The 13,046-nt window shown below is 72.4% G+C and carries 13 protein-coding genes and 1 pseudogene; 4 read left to right on the top strand and 10 right to left on the bottom strand.

Annotated elements, in window-relative coordinates; genetic code table 11:
• Nucleotides 1–31: 31 nt before the first annotated feature.
• Nucleotides 32–1,108, bottom strand: coding sequence for an epoxide hydrolase family protein (locus tag BLS95_RS13700; RefSeq protein ID WP_090931318.1), 1,077 nt, complete (start codon nt 1,106–1,108; stop codon nt 32–34).
• 51 nt (nt 1,109–1,159) lie between these two features.
• Between BLS95_RS13700 and BLS95_RS13695 the strand changes: the two are divergent.
• Nucleotides 1,160–1,563 (top strand): annotated as a pseudogene (locus BLS95_RS13695) (helix-turn-helix transcriptional regulator); the annotation flags it as partial.
• 86 nt (nt 1,564–1,649) lie between these two features.
• Nucleotides 1,650–2,423: a thioesterase family protein gene (locus BLS95_RS13690; RefSeq protein WP_245765033.1), complete on the top strand. Its 774-nt coding sequence runs from the start codon at nt 1,650–1,652 to the stop codon at nt 2,421–2,423.
• Between the two features lie 56 nt (nt 2,424–2,479).
• Here BLS95_RS13690 and BLS95_RS13685 read toward each other — a convergent pair whose 3' ends face one another.
• The 3 genes from BLS95_RS13685 to BLS95_RS13675 form a co-directional block, all read right to left on the bottom strand.
• Nucleotides 2,480–3,832 carry a sensor histidine kinase gene (locus tag BLS95_RS13685; RefSeq protein ID WP_143043688.1) on the bottom strand — a complete coding sequence of 451 codons (1,353 nt, stop codon included), beginning with the start codon at nt 3,830–3,832 and terminating at the stop codon, nt 2,480–2,482.
• Nucleotides 3,833–4,146: 314 nt separating this feature from the next.
• Nucleotides 4,147–5,571, bottom strand: a complete 1,425-nt coding sequence (gene gndA, locus BLS95_RS13680; protein WP_090931315.1) for an NADP-dependent phosphogluconate dehydrogenase — start codon at nt 5,569–5,571, stop codon at nt 4,147–4,149.
• 63 nt (nt 5,572–5,634) lie between these two features.
• Nucleotides 5,635–6,327, bottom strand: a complete 693-nt coding sequence (locus BLS95_RS13675; RefSeq protein WP_090931314.1) for an HAD family hydrolase — start codon at nt 6,325–6,327, stop codon at nt 5,635–5,637.
• 14 nt (nt 6,328–6,341) lie between these two features.
• Between BLS95_RS13675 and BLS95_RS13670 the strand changes: the two genes are divergently transcribed.
• Both BLS95_RS13670 and BLS95_RS13665 read left to right on the top strand, forming a co-directional pair.
• Nucleotides 6,342–6,587: a hypothetical protein gene (locus BLS95_RS13670; protein ID WP_090931313.1), complete on the top strand. Its 246-nt coding sequence runs from the start codon at nt 6,342–6,344 to the stop codon at nt 6,585–6,587.
• 4 nt (nt 6,588–6,591) lie between these two features.
• The gene (locus tag BLS95_RS13665) at nt 6,592–7,629 is read left to right on the top strand and encodes an aldo/keto reductase (protein WP_090931312.1); all 1,038 of its coding nucleotides are present in this window, start codon (nt 6,592–6,594) and stop codon (nt 7,627–7,629) included.
• A 277-nt stretch (nt 7,630–7,906) separates the two neighbouring features.
• Here the strand turns inward: BLS95_RS13665 and BLS95_RS13660 are convergent, their stop codons facing one another.
• Genes BLS95_RS13660 through mtlA form a run of 6 tightly spaced genes read right to left on the bottom strand, consistent with a single transcriptional unit; the run spans nt 7,907 to nt 13,042 of the window.
• Nucleotides 7,907–9,862 (bottom strand): phosphoenolpyruvate--protein phosphotransferase, encoded by a 1,956-nt coding sequence (locus tag BLS95_RS13660; protein ID WP_281249991.1) that lies wholly within the window; start codon nt 9,860–9,862, stop codon nt 7,907–7,909.
• Nucleotides 9,855–10,136, bottom strand: coding sequence for an HPr family phosphocarrier protein (locus tag BLS95_RS13655; protein WP_090931310.1), 282 nt, complete (start codon nt 10,134–10,136; stop codon nt 9,855–9,857). Before BLS95_RS13655 ends, BLS95_RS13660 begins: the two co-directional genes overlap by 8 nt.
• A gap of 23 nt (nt 10,137–10,159) precedes the next feature.
• Nucleotides 10,160–11,164: a zinc-dependent dehydrogenase gene (locus BLS95_RS13650; RefSeq protein WP_090931309.1), complete on the bottom strand. Its 1,005-nt coding sequence runs from the start codon at nt 11,162–11,164 to the stop codon at nt 10,160–10,162.
• Nucleotides 11,161–11,586 carry a PTS mannitol transporter subunit IIA gene (locus tag BLS95_RS13645; RefSeq protein ID WP_090931308.1) on the bottom strand — a complete coding sequence of 142 codons (426 nt, stop codon included), beginning with the start codon at nt 11,584–11,586 and terminating at the stop codon, nt 11,161–11,163. Before BLS95_RS13645 ends, BLS95_RS13650 begins: the two co-directional genes overlap by 4 nt.
• A complete protein-coding gene (locus BLS95_RS13640) occupies nt 11,579–11,887 on the bottom strand; it encodes a PTS sugar transporter subunit IIBC family protein (protein WP_090931307.1) in 309 nt (102 codons plus the stop codon). The genes BLS95_RS13645 and BLS95_RS13640 overlap by 8 nt, the downstream gene beginning before the upstream one ends.
• Before the next feature lie 3 nt (nt 11,888–11,890).
• Nucleotides 11,891–13,042 (bottom strand): mannitol-specific PTS transporter subunit IIC, encoded by a 1,152-nt coding sequence (mtlA, locus tag BLS95_RS13635; protein ID WP_245765031.1) that lies wholly within the window; start codon nt 13,040–13,042, stop codon nt 11,891–11,893.
• Nucleotides 13,043–13,046: the final 4 nt, after the last annotated feature.

The following is a 13,046-nucleotide window of genomic DNA, read 5'->3' as shown; positions in this document are numbered from 1 at the left end:
CGAGGCGGCGAAATCCACCCGGAGCGGATGTTCAGAGGCTCGAGAAGAACGTCCTGATGTCGTCGGCCAGCAGTGCCGGGGCCTGCAGCGCGGCGTGGTGCCCGCCCCGCGGGAACTCCGACCAGTGCACGACGTTGTGCGCCCGCTCGGCGTACCGTCTGACCGTGTTGTCGCCAGGGAAGACGGCCACGCCCGTCGGCGTGCTGCCGGGGGTGGCGGGGGGCGCCCAGTCCGCGCCGCTCTCCCGGTAGATGCGGGTGGACGACCCGGCCGTACCGGTGAGCCAGGCGAGGCTGACGTCGGTCAGGAGGTCGTCGGCGGGCACCCCGCCGGCGTCGCGGCCCCAGGAGGCGAAGACGTCGAGGGTCCAGGCGAGCAGCCCGGCGGGGGAGTCGGCCAGGGCGTATGCGAGGGTCTGCGGCCTGGTGCCCTGGACGGCGGCGTACCCGGAGAACTCCGTACGCCACCGCTCGATCCCGCGCGCCCGGGCCACCTCGGCCTCCGTCAGCCCCGACATGTCGTCCGTGACGAACGTGGTGAGCGCGTTCACATGCACGCCCACCACCCGGTCCGGCGCCAGCCGGGCGAGCGCGGGCGAGACCAGGGCGCCGAGGTCGCCGCCGTGGGCGCCGTAGCGGTCGTAGCCGAGCCGGTCCATCAGCTCCGCCCAGGCGGCGGCGACCCGCCGCACCCCCCAGCCCGGCTCGGTGGCCGGCCCGGAGCAGGCGAACCCGGGAACGGACGGGATCACCAGGTGGAAGTCCCGGCTGAGCGGCCCGGCCACCCGCGAGAAGTCCGCGAACGTGCTCGGCCACCCGTGCGTCAGCACCAGCGGCAAAGCCCCCGGCCGGGCCGAGCGCACGTGCGCGAAGTGCACGAGCTGCCCGTCGATCCGGGTCGTGTACTGCGGCAGCTCGTTGAGCCTGGCCTCGTGCGCGCGCCAGGAGTAGCCGTCGAGCCAGTACGCCGCCAGCTCCCGCACCGCCTCCGGTGGCACGCCGTACGACCAGCCGACCCCGTCGAGGGCGTCGGGCCAGCGGGTCCGGGCCAGCCGTGCCCGCAGGTCGTCGAGGCGGTCCTGCGATATGTCGATGACGAAAGTGTCCATATCGGCCGACGTTAGACGGCGATGCGGTCAGATTCAGGCCACAATGGGGGCGTGCTGGACACCTCGGCAAGATTGTTGCGCCTGCTGTCCCTGCTGCAGACCAGACGCGACTGGCCCGGACCCGAGCTGGCCGAGCGGCTCGGCGTCGCCAGGCGGACCGTGCGCCGCGACGTCGAACGGCTGCGCGGCGCACGGTGACCGGCATCGAGGAGACCTCGCTGCGTGCCCTGGCCAAGCTCGAACAGGTGCTGCCCGCCCGCCTCCGCCACCGGGTGAACGCGGTCCAGACGCACACGGTGCGGATCGACCGGGAGGGCCCGACCGTGGACGCCGACCTGCTCAGCCGGGTCGCCGCGGCCTGCCGCGACCACGAGCAGCTGCGTTTCGACTACACCGACCACCATGGCGAGTGCGCGTCCAGGAAGGCCGAGCCGCACAGCCTCGTCAGCAGGGGCAACTTCGAGGTGCTGGCACCGGTGGAGCTCAAGGAGAGCCTGCGCGCGCTGGGGAAGCGCCTCGCATGGCTCTAGAATCTGACTCTGTGTCGTCAGCCTTCTTCACCCTGAAGCGGGACGAGCTCGTCCCCGCGCCGCACGCCCGCGGTCCCTGGTCCCCCGACATGCTCCACGGCCGTCTGCTCGGCGGCCTGGCCGCGCGGGCCATCGAGCAGCGTCACGGCCGGCCGGACCTGCAGTTCGCCCGGTTGACCGTCGACCTGTTCCGCAGCAGCCCGATGCTGCCCGTCACGGTGGAGACGACCCTGGTCAGGGACGGCCGCCGGATCCGGGTCGCCGACGCGACGATCTCCACCGACCAGGGGGTGATCGGGCGGGCCAGTGCCGTGCTGCTGCGCCGGGGGGAGCAACCCGAGGGCACGCAGACGCTCGTCACGCCCGCGTGGGACGAGCCGCCGCCGGACGGGCCGCCGGTGCGGGGCGGGGGGTGGACGCCGCCGTTCGACCTGTGGCGGGTGACCGGCTGGGGAGAGCCGGGGCCGGGGCGGGTGTGGATGCGGGAGTCGTACCCGCTGGTGGACGAGGAGCCGGTGACGCCGTTCGTGCGCGCGGCGCTGGCCGCCGACTTCGCCAGCCCGCTCAGCAACTCTGCGACGGACGGGCTGCACTTCATCAACGCCGACTACACGCTGACCCTCGCCCGGCTGCCGGTGGACGACCTCGTCGGCGTCGAGGCCACCGGCCACCTCAGCGCCGCCGGAGTGGCCACGGGCCAGGTCACGCTGCACGACACGACGGGTCCGTTCGGGTTCTGCCTGGTGACGGCCGTGGCCAACCCGGCGCCGCTCGGCGGTCGCTGAGCCTGGTCCGAAGGGTGAGGCGGTCGCCGAGCCTGGGGGAACGGGCTCGGCGGGTGCTAGTTCGGGCCGGCGGCGGGCAGGCAGAGGACGACTCGGGTGCCGCTCGGGTGGTCCTCGATCTGGAGGCTGCCCCGGTGGGCCTCGGCGATCTGCCGGGCGATCGGCAGGCCCAGGCCGGTGCCCCCGGCGGTCCTGTCGCGGGCCGTGTCCAGCCGGGCGAACCGCTGGAAGACCAGCTCGCGCTTGTCCGGATCGATGCCCGGCCCGTTGTCGATCACCTCCAGCCGGGCGATCCCGTTCGGGAAGCGGTGCACGTCGCGCCTGGAGCTGGCCGCATGCCACACGTGGAAGCTGACGGTGCTGGCGGCGTGCCGCTCGGCGTTGTCGATCAGGTTGGCGAGCAGGCGCGTCAGCCGCGCCCGGTCGCCGATCACCACGACGCCGGGTTCGAGGGTGTACTCGAACCGCTTGTCCGGCCGGGGACGCCGCTCGCATTCCTCGGTCACGAGCCCGGCCAGGTCGATCGGCTCCTTCCCGCCCGGCCTGCCGTCGTCCAGCTTGGCGATGGTCAGCAGGTCGTCCACGATGGACTCCAGCCGGTCCAGGCTGGCCAGGACGGTCGTGCACACCAGGGGCAGGTTCGTGTCCTCGGGGGCCTGCAGCGCGTCCTCGATCTCGGCGCGGATCGCGGCGATGGGGCTGCGGAGCTCGTGGGAGGCGTCCGAGGTGAACTGGCGCTGCTGCGTCATCGCGGCCTGCAGGCGGCTCAGCGTCCGGTTGACGCTGTCGGCCAGGTCGTGGATCTCGTCCTGGCTCGGCGGGAACGGCACCCGGCGCTCGGGGCAGGTTTCGTTGATCCTGTCCAGCTCCGCCCGGATGTCGCTCACCGGATGGAGGGAGGCGGCCACGATCCGCCGGCCCAGGTAGGTGATGGCCACGGCCAGCACAAGCGCGGCGCCGCCCACCGTCGTGGCCAGCCACGGATCCACGTACGGCGGGATCGTGGGGGAGGCGCTGTAGATCGTCCAGTCCTGGCCGTCCCGGTGCGCCGACTGCGCCACCACGATGTCGCACTCACCCGCGGGGAAGACGCCGCCGCACACGGCCGAGGTGGCGATGTTCCTGCTGTCGGAGTTGAACTGGGCCATCACCGGCTTGCCCTGCAACTGCGGTGTCGCGGCGACGATCGTCCCGCGCGGGTCGACGACCTGTATGTTGCGGTCCCGGTGCTGGGCGAGCGGCATCTCCAGCCGGCGGTGCTCCACCTCGCTGGCCACCCGGCCGCCGGCCGCCGTGACCTCCTCGATGAGGGATCCGGTGGCGTACCGATGGAACGCGATCATGACGGTGACGGCCAGGAGCGCCGACATCAGGGCCGCCACCACCCCTGTGAACAGGGTGATACGCATTGTTATCGAACTGCGGCGCCCGGTAGTCATAGTGCAATCCCTCCACACAGTGCAGCACATGGGCCGTAGCCGTCTGTGAAGGGATCGGGCGATTGTTGGCGAATGCGGCGCCAAGACCTGGTCAAATGGGGTGCGATCCGCGCTCACGGGCCTCCCGGCCCGCGAACCGCGGCCGCCCGCACGTCCGGACGCGGGCCGCGGTCGGCCGGAGGCCGCGGCGTCCGGACGCGGGCCGGAGCCGGCCGGAGGCCGCGGTGTGCGGGACGCGGGGCCGCTTCCGGCGCGGCCCGCGCCGTGGGGACGTGCGGCGGAGGTTACGCCGGGCGTTCCGTGCGGTCGCCGGACCAGTCCGTGTGGAAGGCGCCCTCCTTGTCCACCCGCTGGTACGTGTGCGCCCCGAAGAAGTCCCGCAGCCCCTGTACCAGGGCCGCCGGCAGCCGATCGCGGCGCAGCCCGTCGTAGTAGGCCAGCGCCGAGGAGAAGCCCGGCGTGGGCACGCCGATCCGCACGGCCGTGGTCACCACCCGCCGCCACGCCTCCTGCGCGGAGTTCAGCACGTCGGCGAAGGTCGGGTCGGCCAGCAGCGTCGGCAGCTCGGGGTTGGCGTCGTAGGCGGAGCGGATGCGGTCCAGGAACTTGGCCCGGATGATGCACCCTCCGCGCCAGATCGTGGCCATCGCGCCGAGCTCGATGTCCCAGCCGTACTCCTTCGAGGCGGCGGCCATCTGGTCGAAGCCCTGGGCGTAGGCGACGATCTTGGAGGCGTACAGGGCCTGCCGTACGTCGTCCACCAGCTCACGGGCGCCGTCCCCGGACACGTACGGGCCCTGCAGGGACGCGGCGGCGGCGCGCTGCTCCGGGTGGCCGGACAGGGCCCGCGCGAAGACGGCCTCCGCGATGCCCGTCACCGGGACCCCCAGGTCGAGCGCGCTCTGCACGGTCCAGCGGCCGGTGCCCTTCTGCTCGGCCTGGTCCACCACCACGTCCACGAACGGCTTGCCCGTCTCCGCGTCGACCTGCTCCAGCACCTCGGCGGTGATCTCGATCAGGTAGGAGTCCAGGTCGCCGCGGTTCCACTCGCGGAAGATCTCGGCCAGTTCGGCCGGGGTGGCGCCGAGGGCCTGGCGCAGCAGGTCGTAGGACTCGGCGATGAGCTGCATGTCCGAGTACTCAATGCCGTTGTGGACCATTTTCACGAAATGTCCGGCACCGTCGGGGCCGACGTGCACCGAACACGGCACCCCGTCCACCTTGGCCGCGATGTCCTGCAGGATCGGCCCGAGCGCCTCCCACGACTCCTTCGACCCGCCCGGCATGATGCTCGGCCCGAGCAGCGCGCCCTCCTCGCCGCCCGAGATGCCGGTGCCGACGAAGTGGATGCCCCGCTCGCGCAGCGCGGCCTCGCGCCGCCGGGTGTCATCGAAGTGCGCGTTGCCGCCGTCGACGATCATGTCGCCCGGCTCCATCAGGTCGGCGAGCTCGTTGATCACGGCGTCGGTGCCCGCGCCCGCCTTGACCATGATGATCGCCCGCCGTGGGCGCTTCAGCGAGGCGACGAAGGTGGCCATCTCCTCCGACGGCACGAACGTGCCCTCCCCGCCATATTCCTGCATGAGTTGCTGCGTCCGCGCATATGAGCGGTTGTGCACGGCCACCGCGTATCCGTGCCTGGCCAGGTTGCGGGCCAGGTTACGCCCCATGGTCGCCAGGCCGGTGACGCCGATGTCTGCCAAATCCATCTTCAGCTCCTCTGTGGGGAATACGCATGAACCAGCCAAGTAGTTCGGCGGGATATTCCTGGATTAATCGCTCTGCCGCACCCCGAGCTCGTCCAGCCTGTCCAGCATGTCCGCCGGGTCAGCGTAGACCCTGAATGCCCCCGCGCGTTCGAGTTCGTCCCTGCCATACCCTCCCGACTGCAGTCCGATGCCGAGCGCTCCCGCCCGGCGGGCGGCCAGCAGGTCCCAGATGCTGTCGCCCACCACCATGGAGTGCCGGGGATCCACCCCGACCAGCGCCGCGCCGGCCAGGAACAGGTCGGGGTCCGGCTTCGCCCGGCGTACCAGGTCACGGGTGACCATCGGAGTGCCGTCCGGCAGGCCCAGCAGGCCCAGGGCGAGCTTGGCCGTACGGGCGTATCCACTGGTGGCGATGGCCCACGGCACGCCGCGCGAGGTCAGCTCGGACAGCAACTCGTTGGCGCCCGGCAGCGGCCTGACGGACTGCGCCTGCTGCTCATATGCCTCCGCGTGCGAGGTCTGCAACTCGTCGATCTGCTCCCGCGTCAGGTCGAGCCCCGTCTCGCGCAGCAACGCGCTGACGAACAACCCGCCGCTCATGCCGATACGCCGGTGGATGCGCCATACCGACAGGTCGATCCCTATACCGGACAATGCCTGCCGCCATGCGATGACATGCTGGTAGACGCTGTCGATCAGCGTTCCGTCCAGGTCGAACAGGAATGCCGGGGTGGGGGCTTGCGGATAGTCGCTCATGCGTCCATGACACCATGGGTGGATGTGCGGCCCGTGGTGGCGGGTGGACCTGGGACGATCGCGCCGCGCCTGGGATCCGGGGCGGCCGGGCCTGGCACGCGAGCCCGCGTACGGCGCCGACGCGCAAGCCCGCGTACGGCGCCGACGTCACGGCCATCGGGGTCATCGTCGCGGTGCTCGCGGACTCCGCGACCGCCGGGAAGGCACTGGAACTCGTCTCCGGCGGCACGCCCATCGCCGGCCTTCTAAAGACAGAGTGAGGACATGACGGAATATCGCAACCTCGGACGTACCGGTCTCAAGGTCAGCCCACTGTGCCTCGGCGCGATGATGTTCGGCGGGTGGGGCGAGTCCGACCCCGACGAGTCGGCCCGGATCATCGACCGGGCGCTCGACTCCGGCATCAACTTCATCGACACGGCCGACGTCTACTCCCAGGGTCAGTCGGAGGAGTTCGTCGGGCGGGCGCTGGCCAAGTCCGGCAAGCGGGACGACGTGGTCCTGGCCACCAAATGCCACGGCGTCATGGGCGAGGGCCCCAACCAGCGGGGCAACTCCCGCCGCTGGATCTTCCAGGCCGTCGAGAACAGCCTGCGCCGCCTCGGCACCGACTGGATCGACCTTTACCAGATCCACCGTCCCGAGCCCGGCACCGACATCGAGGAGACCCTCGGCGCGCTCACCGACCTCGTCCGCCAGGGCAAGGTCCGCTACATCGGCAGCTCCACCTTCCCCGCGCACCGCGTGGTCGAGGCGCAGTGGGCCGCGGAGCGGCGCTCGCTGGAGCGGTTCGTGTGCGAGCAGCCGCCGTACTCGCTGCTCGTGCGCGGCATCGAGGCCGACGTGCTGCCGGTGGCCGAGAAGTACGGCATGGGCGTCATCGTGTGGAGCCCGCTGGCGGGCGGCTGGCTGACCGGGCGCTACCGCGAGGGCCGCGAACTGCCGCAGACCCGCAGGTCCGTGATGCTGCCGCAGCGTTATGACATGGCGCTGGAGGTCAACCAGCGCAAGCTGGCGGCGGCCGAGCGGCTCGCCGTGCTGGCGGAGGAGGCCGGGATCACGCTGGTCGAGCTGGCGCTGGCCTTCACCATCAGGCACCGGGCGGTGACCTCGGCCATCATCGGGCCGCGCACCATGGAGCACCTGGAGAGCCAGCTCACCGCCGCCGACGTGCGCCTGACGGACGACGTGCTCGACCGGATCGACGAGATCGTGCCGCCCGGCGTCACCCTCAACCCGGCCGACGCGGGCTGGGCGCCGCCGGAGCTGACCGACGCGAGCCTGCGCCGCCGCAGCAGCTGACACACCCCAGGGCAAGGTGGCACCGGAGCTGAGACGCCCCCGGGCAGGGTGGCGTCGCCGGGTTCGCGGTGCCTCAGGCCAGGCGGCGTTGCCGGAGTTCGCGTGCCTTAGGCCAGGCGGCGTTGCCGGAGTTCGCGTGCCTTAGGCCAGGCGGCGTTGCCGGAGTTCGCGTGCCTTAGGCCAGGCGGCGTTGCCGGACTTCGTGCGCCTCAGCCAGGCGGCGTCGCTGACGTTCGCGTGTCTCAGGCCGGGGCGGTATTGAGGAGAGTCGCGTGCCTCAGATCAGGGCGGATCGGGCTGCGTCGGCGCATTCGGCCAGGGTGCGGGCGGCCAGGGCCGTCCGCACGGCGGGGACCGACACCGGGGCCATGGACAGGCTCGTCACGCCCAGCCCCACCAGCAGCGGCGCCAGCCGCGGGTCACCCGCCGCCTCGCCGCACACCCCGACCGGCTTGCCCGCCGCCCGCCCCGCTTCCGCGCACATGGCGACCAGGGCGAGCAGCGCGGGCTGGCCGGGGTCGAGCAGATCGGCCAGGTCCGGGTGTTGGCGGTCGGCGGCGAACGTGTACTGGGCCAGGTCGTTCGTGCCGATGCTGAGGAAGTCCATCTCCCGCAGCAGGGCCGCCGCCCGCAGCGCCGCGGCCGGGACCTCGACCATCGCTCCCACCTTGGCGATGCCCCGGGCCCTGGCCCGGCGGGCGAAGCCGGCGGCCTCCGCCGGGGTGGTGACCATGGGCGCCATCACCCACGCCTGCGTGCCGGTCGCCCTGGCCGCCTCGGCGATCGCGTCGAGCTGGGTGTCCAGCACCTCGGGCAGCAGGCGGTCCACCCGCAGGCCGCGTACGCCCAGGGCCGGGTTCTGCTCCTCCGGCAGGCCCAGGAAGGGCAGCGGCTTGTCGGTGCCCGCGTCGAGAGTGCGCACGATCACCTCCTCCGCCTGCTCGAACACCTCCGCATAGGCGGCCACCTGCTCCTCGAACGACGGCGCCCCCGTACGGTCGAGGAACAGGAACTCCGTCCTGAACAGCCCGACCCCTTCCGCGCCCGGCCGCAGGTCCCCGGCCGAGCCGATGTTGAGCAGCAGCTTCACCGGATGCCCGTCGGCGGTCCTGCCGGGTCCGGCGCTCGCCGCAAGCCGGGCCCGCTCCGCGCGGTCGCCCTCCCCGACCGCGGCCGCCTCCTCGTCGGTCAGGCCGATCGTGATCTCGCCGGTGCCACCGTCCACCCCGACGACCGTGCCGTCGGGCACGTCCATGACGCCCGCGCAGGCCACCACCGCGGGCAGGCCCCGGCCCCTGGCCAGGATCGCGGTGTGGCTCGTCGGCCCGCCCCGCTCGGTGATCAGGGCGAGCACGTCGGGGCCCAGCCCGGCGGTGTCGGCGGGGGAGAGGTCGGCGGCGGCCAGCACGTACGGGTGGCCGGGGTCGGGCAGGCCGGGCATGGGCAGGTCGAGCGCGTACGCCACCGCCCGGTGCCTGAGGTCGTCCAGGTCGGCGGCCCGCTCCGCGAGGTAGCCGCCGAGCGCGGCCAGCGCCTCCCGGTGCCCGGCGAAGGCCCCGTCCAGAGCGTGCGCCGCGTCCGCGCCCGCCTCGGCCCGCTGCTCGGCCTCCTCCAGCAGCATGGGGTCGCCGGCCATCATCGCCAGCGCCTCCAGGATTTCGCTGGCCTCCCCTGACGCGGCGGCGGCCCGCCGGTCGAGGTCGGCGGCCACCGCCGCCAGCGCCTTGCCCACGGCGGCTACCTCGGCGGCGGCGTCCACGACCGGGCGGGGCGGCGGCAACACCGGCGGCCCGGCCATCCGCATCACCGGCCCCGCCGCCCGGCCCGGACTGACCCCCAGCCCACCCAGCCTCCCCCCGGCACCGGCCCCGCGAGCGACACCGCCAACACCGGAACCGGCGTCGGAGACGGGGGTATCGAGGCTGGAAGGGGAGCCGGCGGCTAGAGCACCGACGCCGCGAGAGACGCCAGAAGCGGGACCGCCCGGGCTGGAGAGGCCGTCGGAGGGAGAGGTGGCGCCGGAGGCGGGAGTGCCCGACGCGGAGGTGGGAGTACCTGACACGGAGGTGGTGCGGGGGGCGGGTGTGCCTGGTCCGGGGGCGGCACCGGAGGGAGGAGTGCCTGATCCGGGGGCGGTGCCGGAGGCGATGCGGCCGGGGACGGGAGGGGCGTCGGGGTTGGGGGAGGCGGGGGGAGGGGTGTGCTGGGGTGGGTGGGGGGTGGGGTCAGGCATCGGGGGCCTCGTCCGCGTCCAGGTCGCGGGAGAGCAGCGCCGTCAGCGTGTCCAGGGCCTCCTCGGCCCCCGGCCCGTCCGCCTCCAGGGTGACCTCCGTGCCCCGGACCGCCCCCAGCGACAACACCCCGAGCATGCTCCTGGCCGGGACCGACTTCTCGCCCAGCCGGATCTTCACCGGCACCCCCAGCCGCATCGCCGCCTGCACGAACAGCTTGGCGGGCCGCGCGTGCAGGCCGCTGGCGGAGGCCACGACCACCGTACGATGTGCCATCTTCCTCAAACCTCCCGATCGGATCAGGGCTCGATGGTGACCTTGATGGCCTCGCCCCGGCTGACGAGATCGATCCCGTCGAGCACCCGGGACAGCGGCAGCCGGTGCGTGATCAGGTCCGACACCGGCACCGCCCCCTCGGCCACCAGTCGCAGCGCCTCGGCGTTGTGCGCCGGGCTGGAGCCGTTCGCGCCCACGATGGTCAGCTCCCGGTAGTGCACCAGATTGGCGTCCAGCGCGATGACCGGGTCGTCCTTGGGCAGGCCGCCGAAGAAGCTGATGCGTCCCTGCCGGGCCGCCATCCGCACCGCCTGCTCCTGGGCCGCGCCGGACGCGGCCGCCGTGATCACCACGTCGGCGCCCCGGCCGCCGGTGAGCTTCAGCACCTGGTCGACGGCGTCGGAATCGATCGCGGCGTCGGGGCGTACCAGGTCGGCGGCCATCGCCAGCCGTCCCGCGTTGACGTCGACCAGGAAGACCCGGGCGGCGCCGCGGGCCCGCGCCAGCCGTGCGTGCAGGCAGCCGATCGGGCCCGCGCCCATGACCACCACGTCGTCGCCCGGCCCGACGCGCGCCAGCGACTGGCCGTTGAGCACGCATGCGAGCGGCTCGGCCATCGACGCCTCCGCGAAGCCCACCCCGGCCGGGACGGCGTTCACACCCTGTACGGCCAGCACCTTCGCCGGGACGATCAGGTATTCGGCGAAACCACCGTCGTAGTGGTAGCCCATGGACTCCTGGTTCGGGCAGACGGTCTGGCGGCCGTGTCGGCACTCGTGGCACGAGCCGCACGGGATCGCCGCGATCACCTGCACCCGTGCGCCCGTGTCCACGACCTCGCCGGCGATCTCGTGGCCCATCACCCGGGGCGGCCTGATGTGGTGGTGCCCGAACTTGTAGATCTTGGCGTCGGTGCCGCACGTCGAGCAGTTGCGTACCCGGATCTTCAGCTCTCCGGGGCCGGCGACCGGTTCGGGCGCGTCCTCGATCCTGATGTCGCCGGGAGCGTGGAATCTGGCGACCCTCATGTCAGTTCCTCCAATACCCGGGAGACCTCCGTGGCCTCCCGCAACGTCCTGGCACGATCGGGATCGAGCAGGATCTCGGCCACCGCCGCCAGCAGCGGCACGTGCCCGTCGCCCCGGGCCGCGATGCCGACGCAGAGCGTGACGAGCTCGCCGTCCCAGTCAACCCCGCCGGGGAAGCGCACCACGCAGATCGCGTCGTGCTTGATGTCCTCCTTGGAGGCGTTCGTACCGTGGGGGATGGCCACGCCCTCGCCGACGTAGGTGGAGATGGTCCGCTCACGTTCGAGCATCGCCTCGATGTACGGCTCCGCGACCGCACCCACCTCGACCAGCGCCCGTCCGCACCGGCGGATGGCCGCGTCCCGGTCGGGCGCGCTCTCGTGCAGCAGCACCGCCCGGGGGTCGAGCAGGCCGTCACGCATCGACCGTGCCGCCGTTCTTGATCGTGGACACCAGCCGGGTCACCGCCGGGTCCCCGAGGAAGATCTGGAACGACACCAGCACCTTCCCCGGAGCCGAGGCCCTGGCCCTGGCGGCCAGCCCGGCGTGGCACAGCACCACGTCGGCGTCGTCGGGGATGGAGTTGACCGGCGTGTGCTCGACGCTGACGCCCGTGTCCTTGAGCTGCTTGCGCAGCTGGGAGGCGAGCATCACGCTGCTGCCCATCCCGGCGTCGCAGGCCACGATGATCTTCTTGATGTCCTTGCTGTCGATGCCGGCCATGGCTCAGGCCTCCTTGGTGGCGGGTTCGGTGCCGGTGTGCCCGGCGCGGGCGTGCTCATCCTCATTCATCTGCCCCGTGCCGGTCTCGCCGGGCTCGGGCTCCTCCTTCTCGCCCCTGCCGAAGCCGAGCAGTACGGCGGCGACGGCGAACGACACCGCGGTGGCCAGCAGGATGCCCAGGCTGGAGCCGAGCCATCCGCCCTTCGGGGTGACCGCGATGTAGGCGAAGATGCTGCCCGGCGACGGGGTGGCGACCAGCCCCGCACCGGTGACCATGAACGTGAACACCCCGGCCGCGCCGCCCGCGATGACGGCCAGGATGAGGCGCGGCTTCATGAGCACGTAAGGGAAGTAGATCTCGTGGATGCCGCCGAAGAAGTGGATGATCATCGCGGCGGGCGTGCTCGGCCGCAGCGCCCGCGGCCCGAACAGCAGGTACGCCAGCAGCAGCCCCAGCCCGGGACCCGGGTTCGACTCCAGCATGAACAGGATCGACTTGCCCTGCTCCGCCGCCTCGGCCACGCCGAGCGGGCTCAGCACGCCGTGGTTGACGGCGTTGTTCAGGAACAGCACCTTGGCCGGCTCGATCAGCACGGAGGCCACGGGGAGCAGGTTGTGCTGGATCAGCCAGCCCACCGCGTTGCCCGCGGCCGTGGTGACCGTCTCGACGATCGGGCCGATGCCCAGCATCCCGACCACGGCCATCGCGCCGCCCACGATGCCGGCGGAGAAGTTGTCCACCAGCATCTCGAACCCGGCCCTGGTCCGCTGCTCCGTGAACTTGTCCACATATTTCAGGATCAAGGCGGTGAGGGGGCCGATGATCATGGCGCCGAGGAACATCGGAGCGTCCGTACCCACCACGACGCCCATCACCGCCACCGCGCCGACGACCGCGCCCCGCTGCCCGTGCACCATCCGGCCGCCGGTGTAGGCGATCAGGACCGGCAGCAGGATCGAGATGATCGGACTGACCATCTGCGCGAGCGTCTCGTTGGGGAGCCAGCCGGTCGGGATGAAGAGCGCGGTGATCAGGCCCCAGGCGATGAACGCGCCGATGTTGGGCATGATCATGCCGGCGAGGTGGCCGCCGATGCGCTGGATGGTGGCCTTGACGCCGGTTCCGGTGACCGGGGGTGTGTAAGTGTCGGCCATGGAC

The sequence above is a fragment of the Nonomuraea jiangxiensis genome (genome assembly GCF_900099965.1).
In the GTDB taxonomy this organism is placed as follows: Bacteria; Actinomycetota; Actinomycetes; order Streptosporangiales; family Streptosporangiaceae; genus Nonomuraea; species Nonomuraea jiangxiensis.
The sequence above is the reverse complement of the archived record's forward strand: the minus strand, read 5'-3'. Positions and strand labels throughout refer to the sequence as shown.

Coding starts and splice junctions, on each gene's coding strand:
- BLS95_RS13700 (WP_090931318.1), bottom strand. CDS start 1,108: ATGGACACTTTCGTCATCGACATATCGCAGGACCGCCTCGACGACCTG.
- BLS95_RS13685 (WP_143043688.1), bottom strand. CDS start 3,832: ATGCGTATCACCCTGTTCACAGGGGTGGTGGCGGCCCTGATGTCGGCG.
- gndA (WP_090931315.1), bottom strand. CDS start 5,571: ATGGATTTGGCAGACATCGGCGTCACCGGCCTGGCGACCATGGGGCGT.
- BLS95_RS13675 (WP_090931314.1), bottom strand. CDS start 6,327: ATGAGCGACTATCCGCAAGCCCCCACCCCGGCATTCCTGTTCGACCTG.
- BLS95_RS13670 (WP_090931313.1), top strand. CDS start 6,342: ATGGGTGGATGTGCGGCCCGTGGTGGCGGGTGGACCTGGGACGATCGC.
- BLS95_RS13665 (WP_090931312.1), top strand. CDS start 6,592: ATGACGGAATATCGCAACCTCGGACGTACCGGTCTCAAGGTCAGCCCA.
- BLS95_RS13660 (WP_281249991.1), bottom strand. CDS start 9,862: ATGCCTGACCCCACCCCCCACCCACCCCAGCACACCCCTCCCCCCGCC.
- BLS95_RS13655 (WP_090931310.1), bottom strand. CDS start 10,136: ATGGCACATCGTACGGTGGTCGTGGCCTCCGCCAGCGGCCTGCACGCG.
- BLS95_RS13650 (WP_090931309.1), bottom strand. CDS start 11,164: ATGAGGGTCGCCAGATTCCACGCTCCCGGCGACATCAGGATCGAGGAC.
- BLS95_RS13645 (WP_090931308.1), bottom strand. CDS start 11,586: ATGCGTGACGGCCTGCTCGACCCCCGGGCGGTGCTGCTGCACGAGAGC.
- BLS95_RS13640 (WP_090931307.1), bottom strand. CDS start 11,887: ATGGCCGGCATCGACAGCAAGGACATCAAGAAGATCATCGTGGCCTGC.
- mtlA (WP_245765031.1), bottom strand. CDS start 13,042: ATGGCCGACACTTACACACCCCCGGTCACCGGAACCGGCGTCAAGGCC.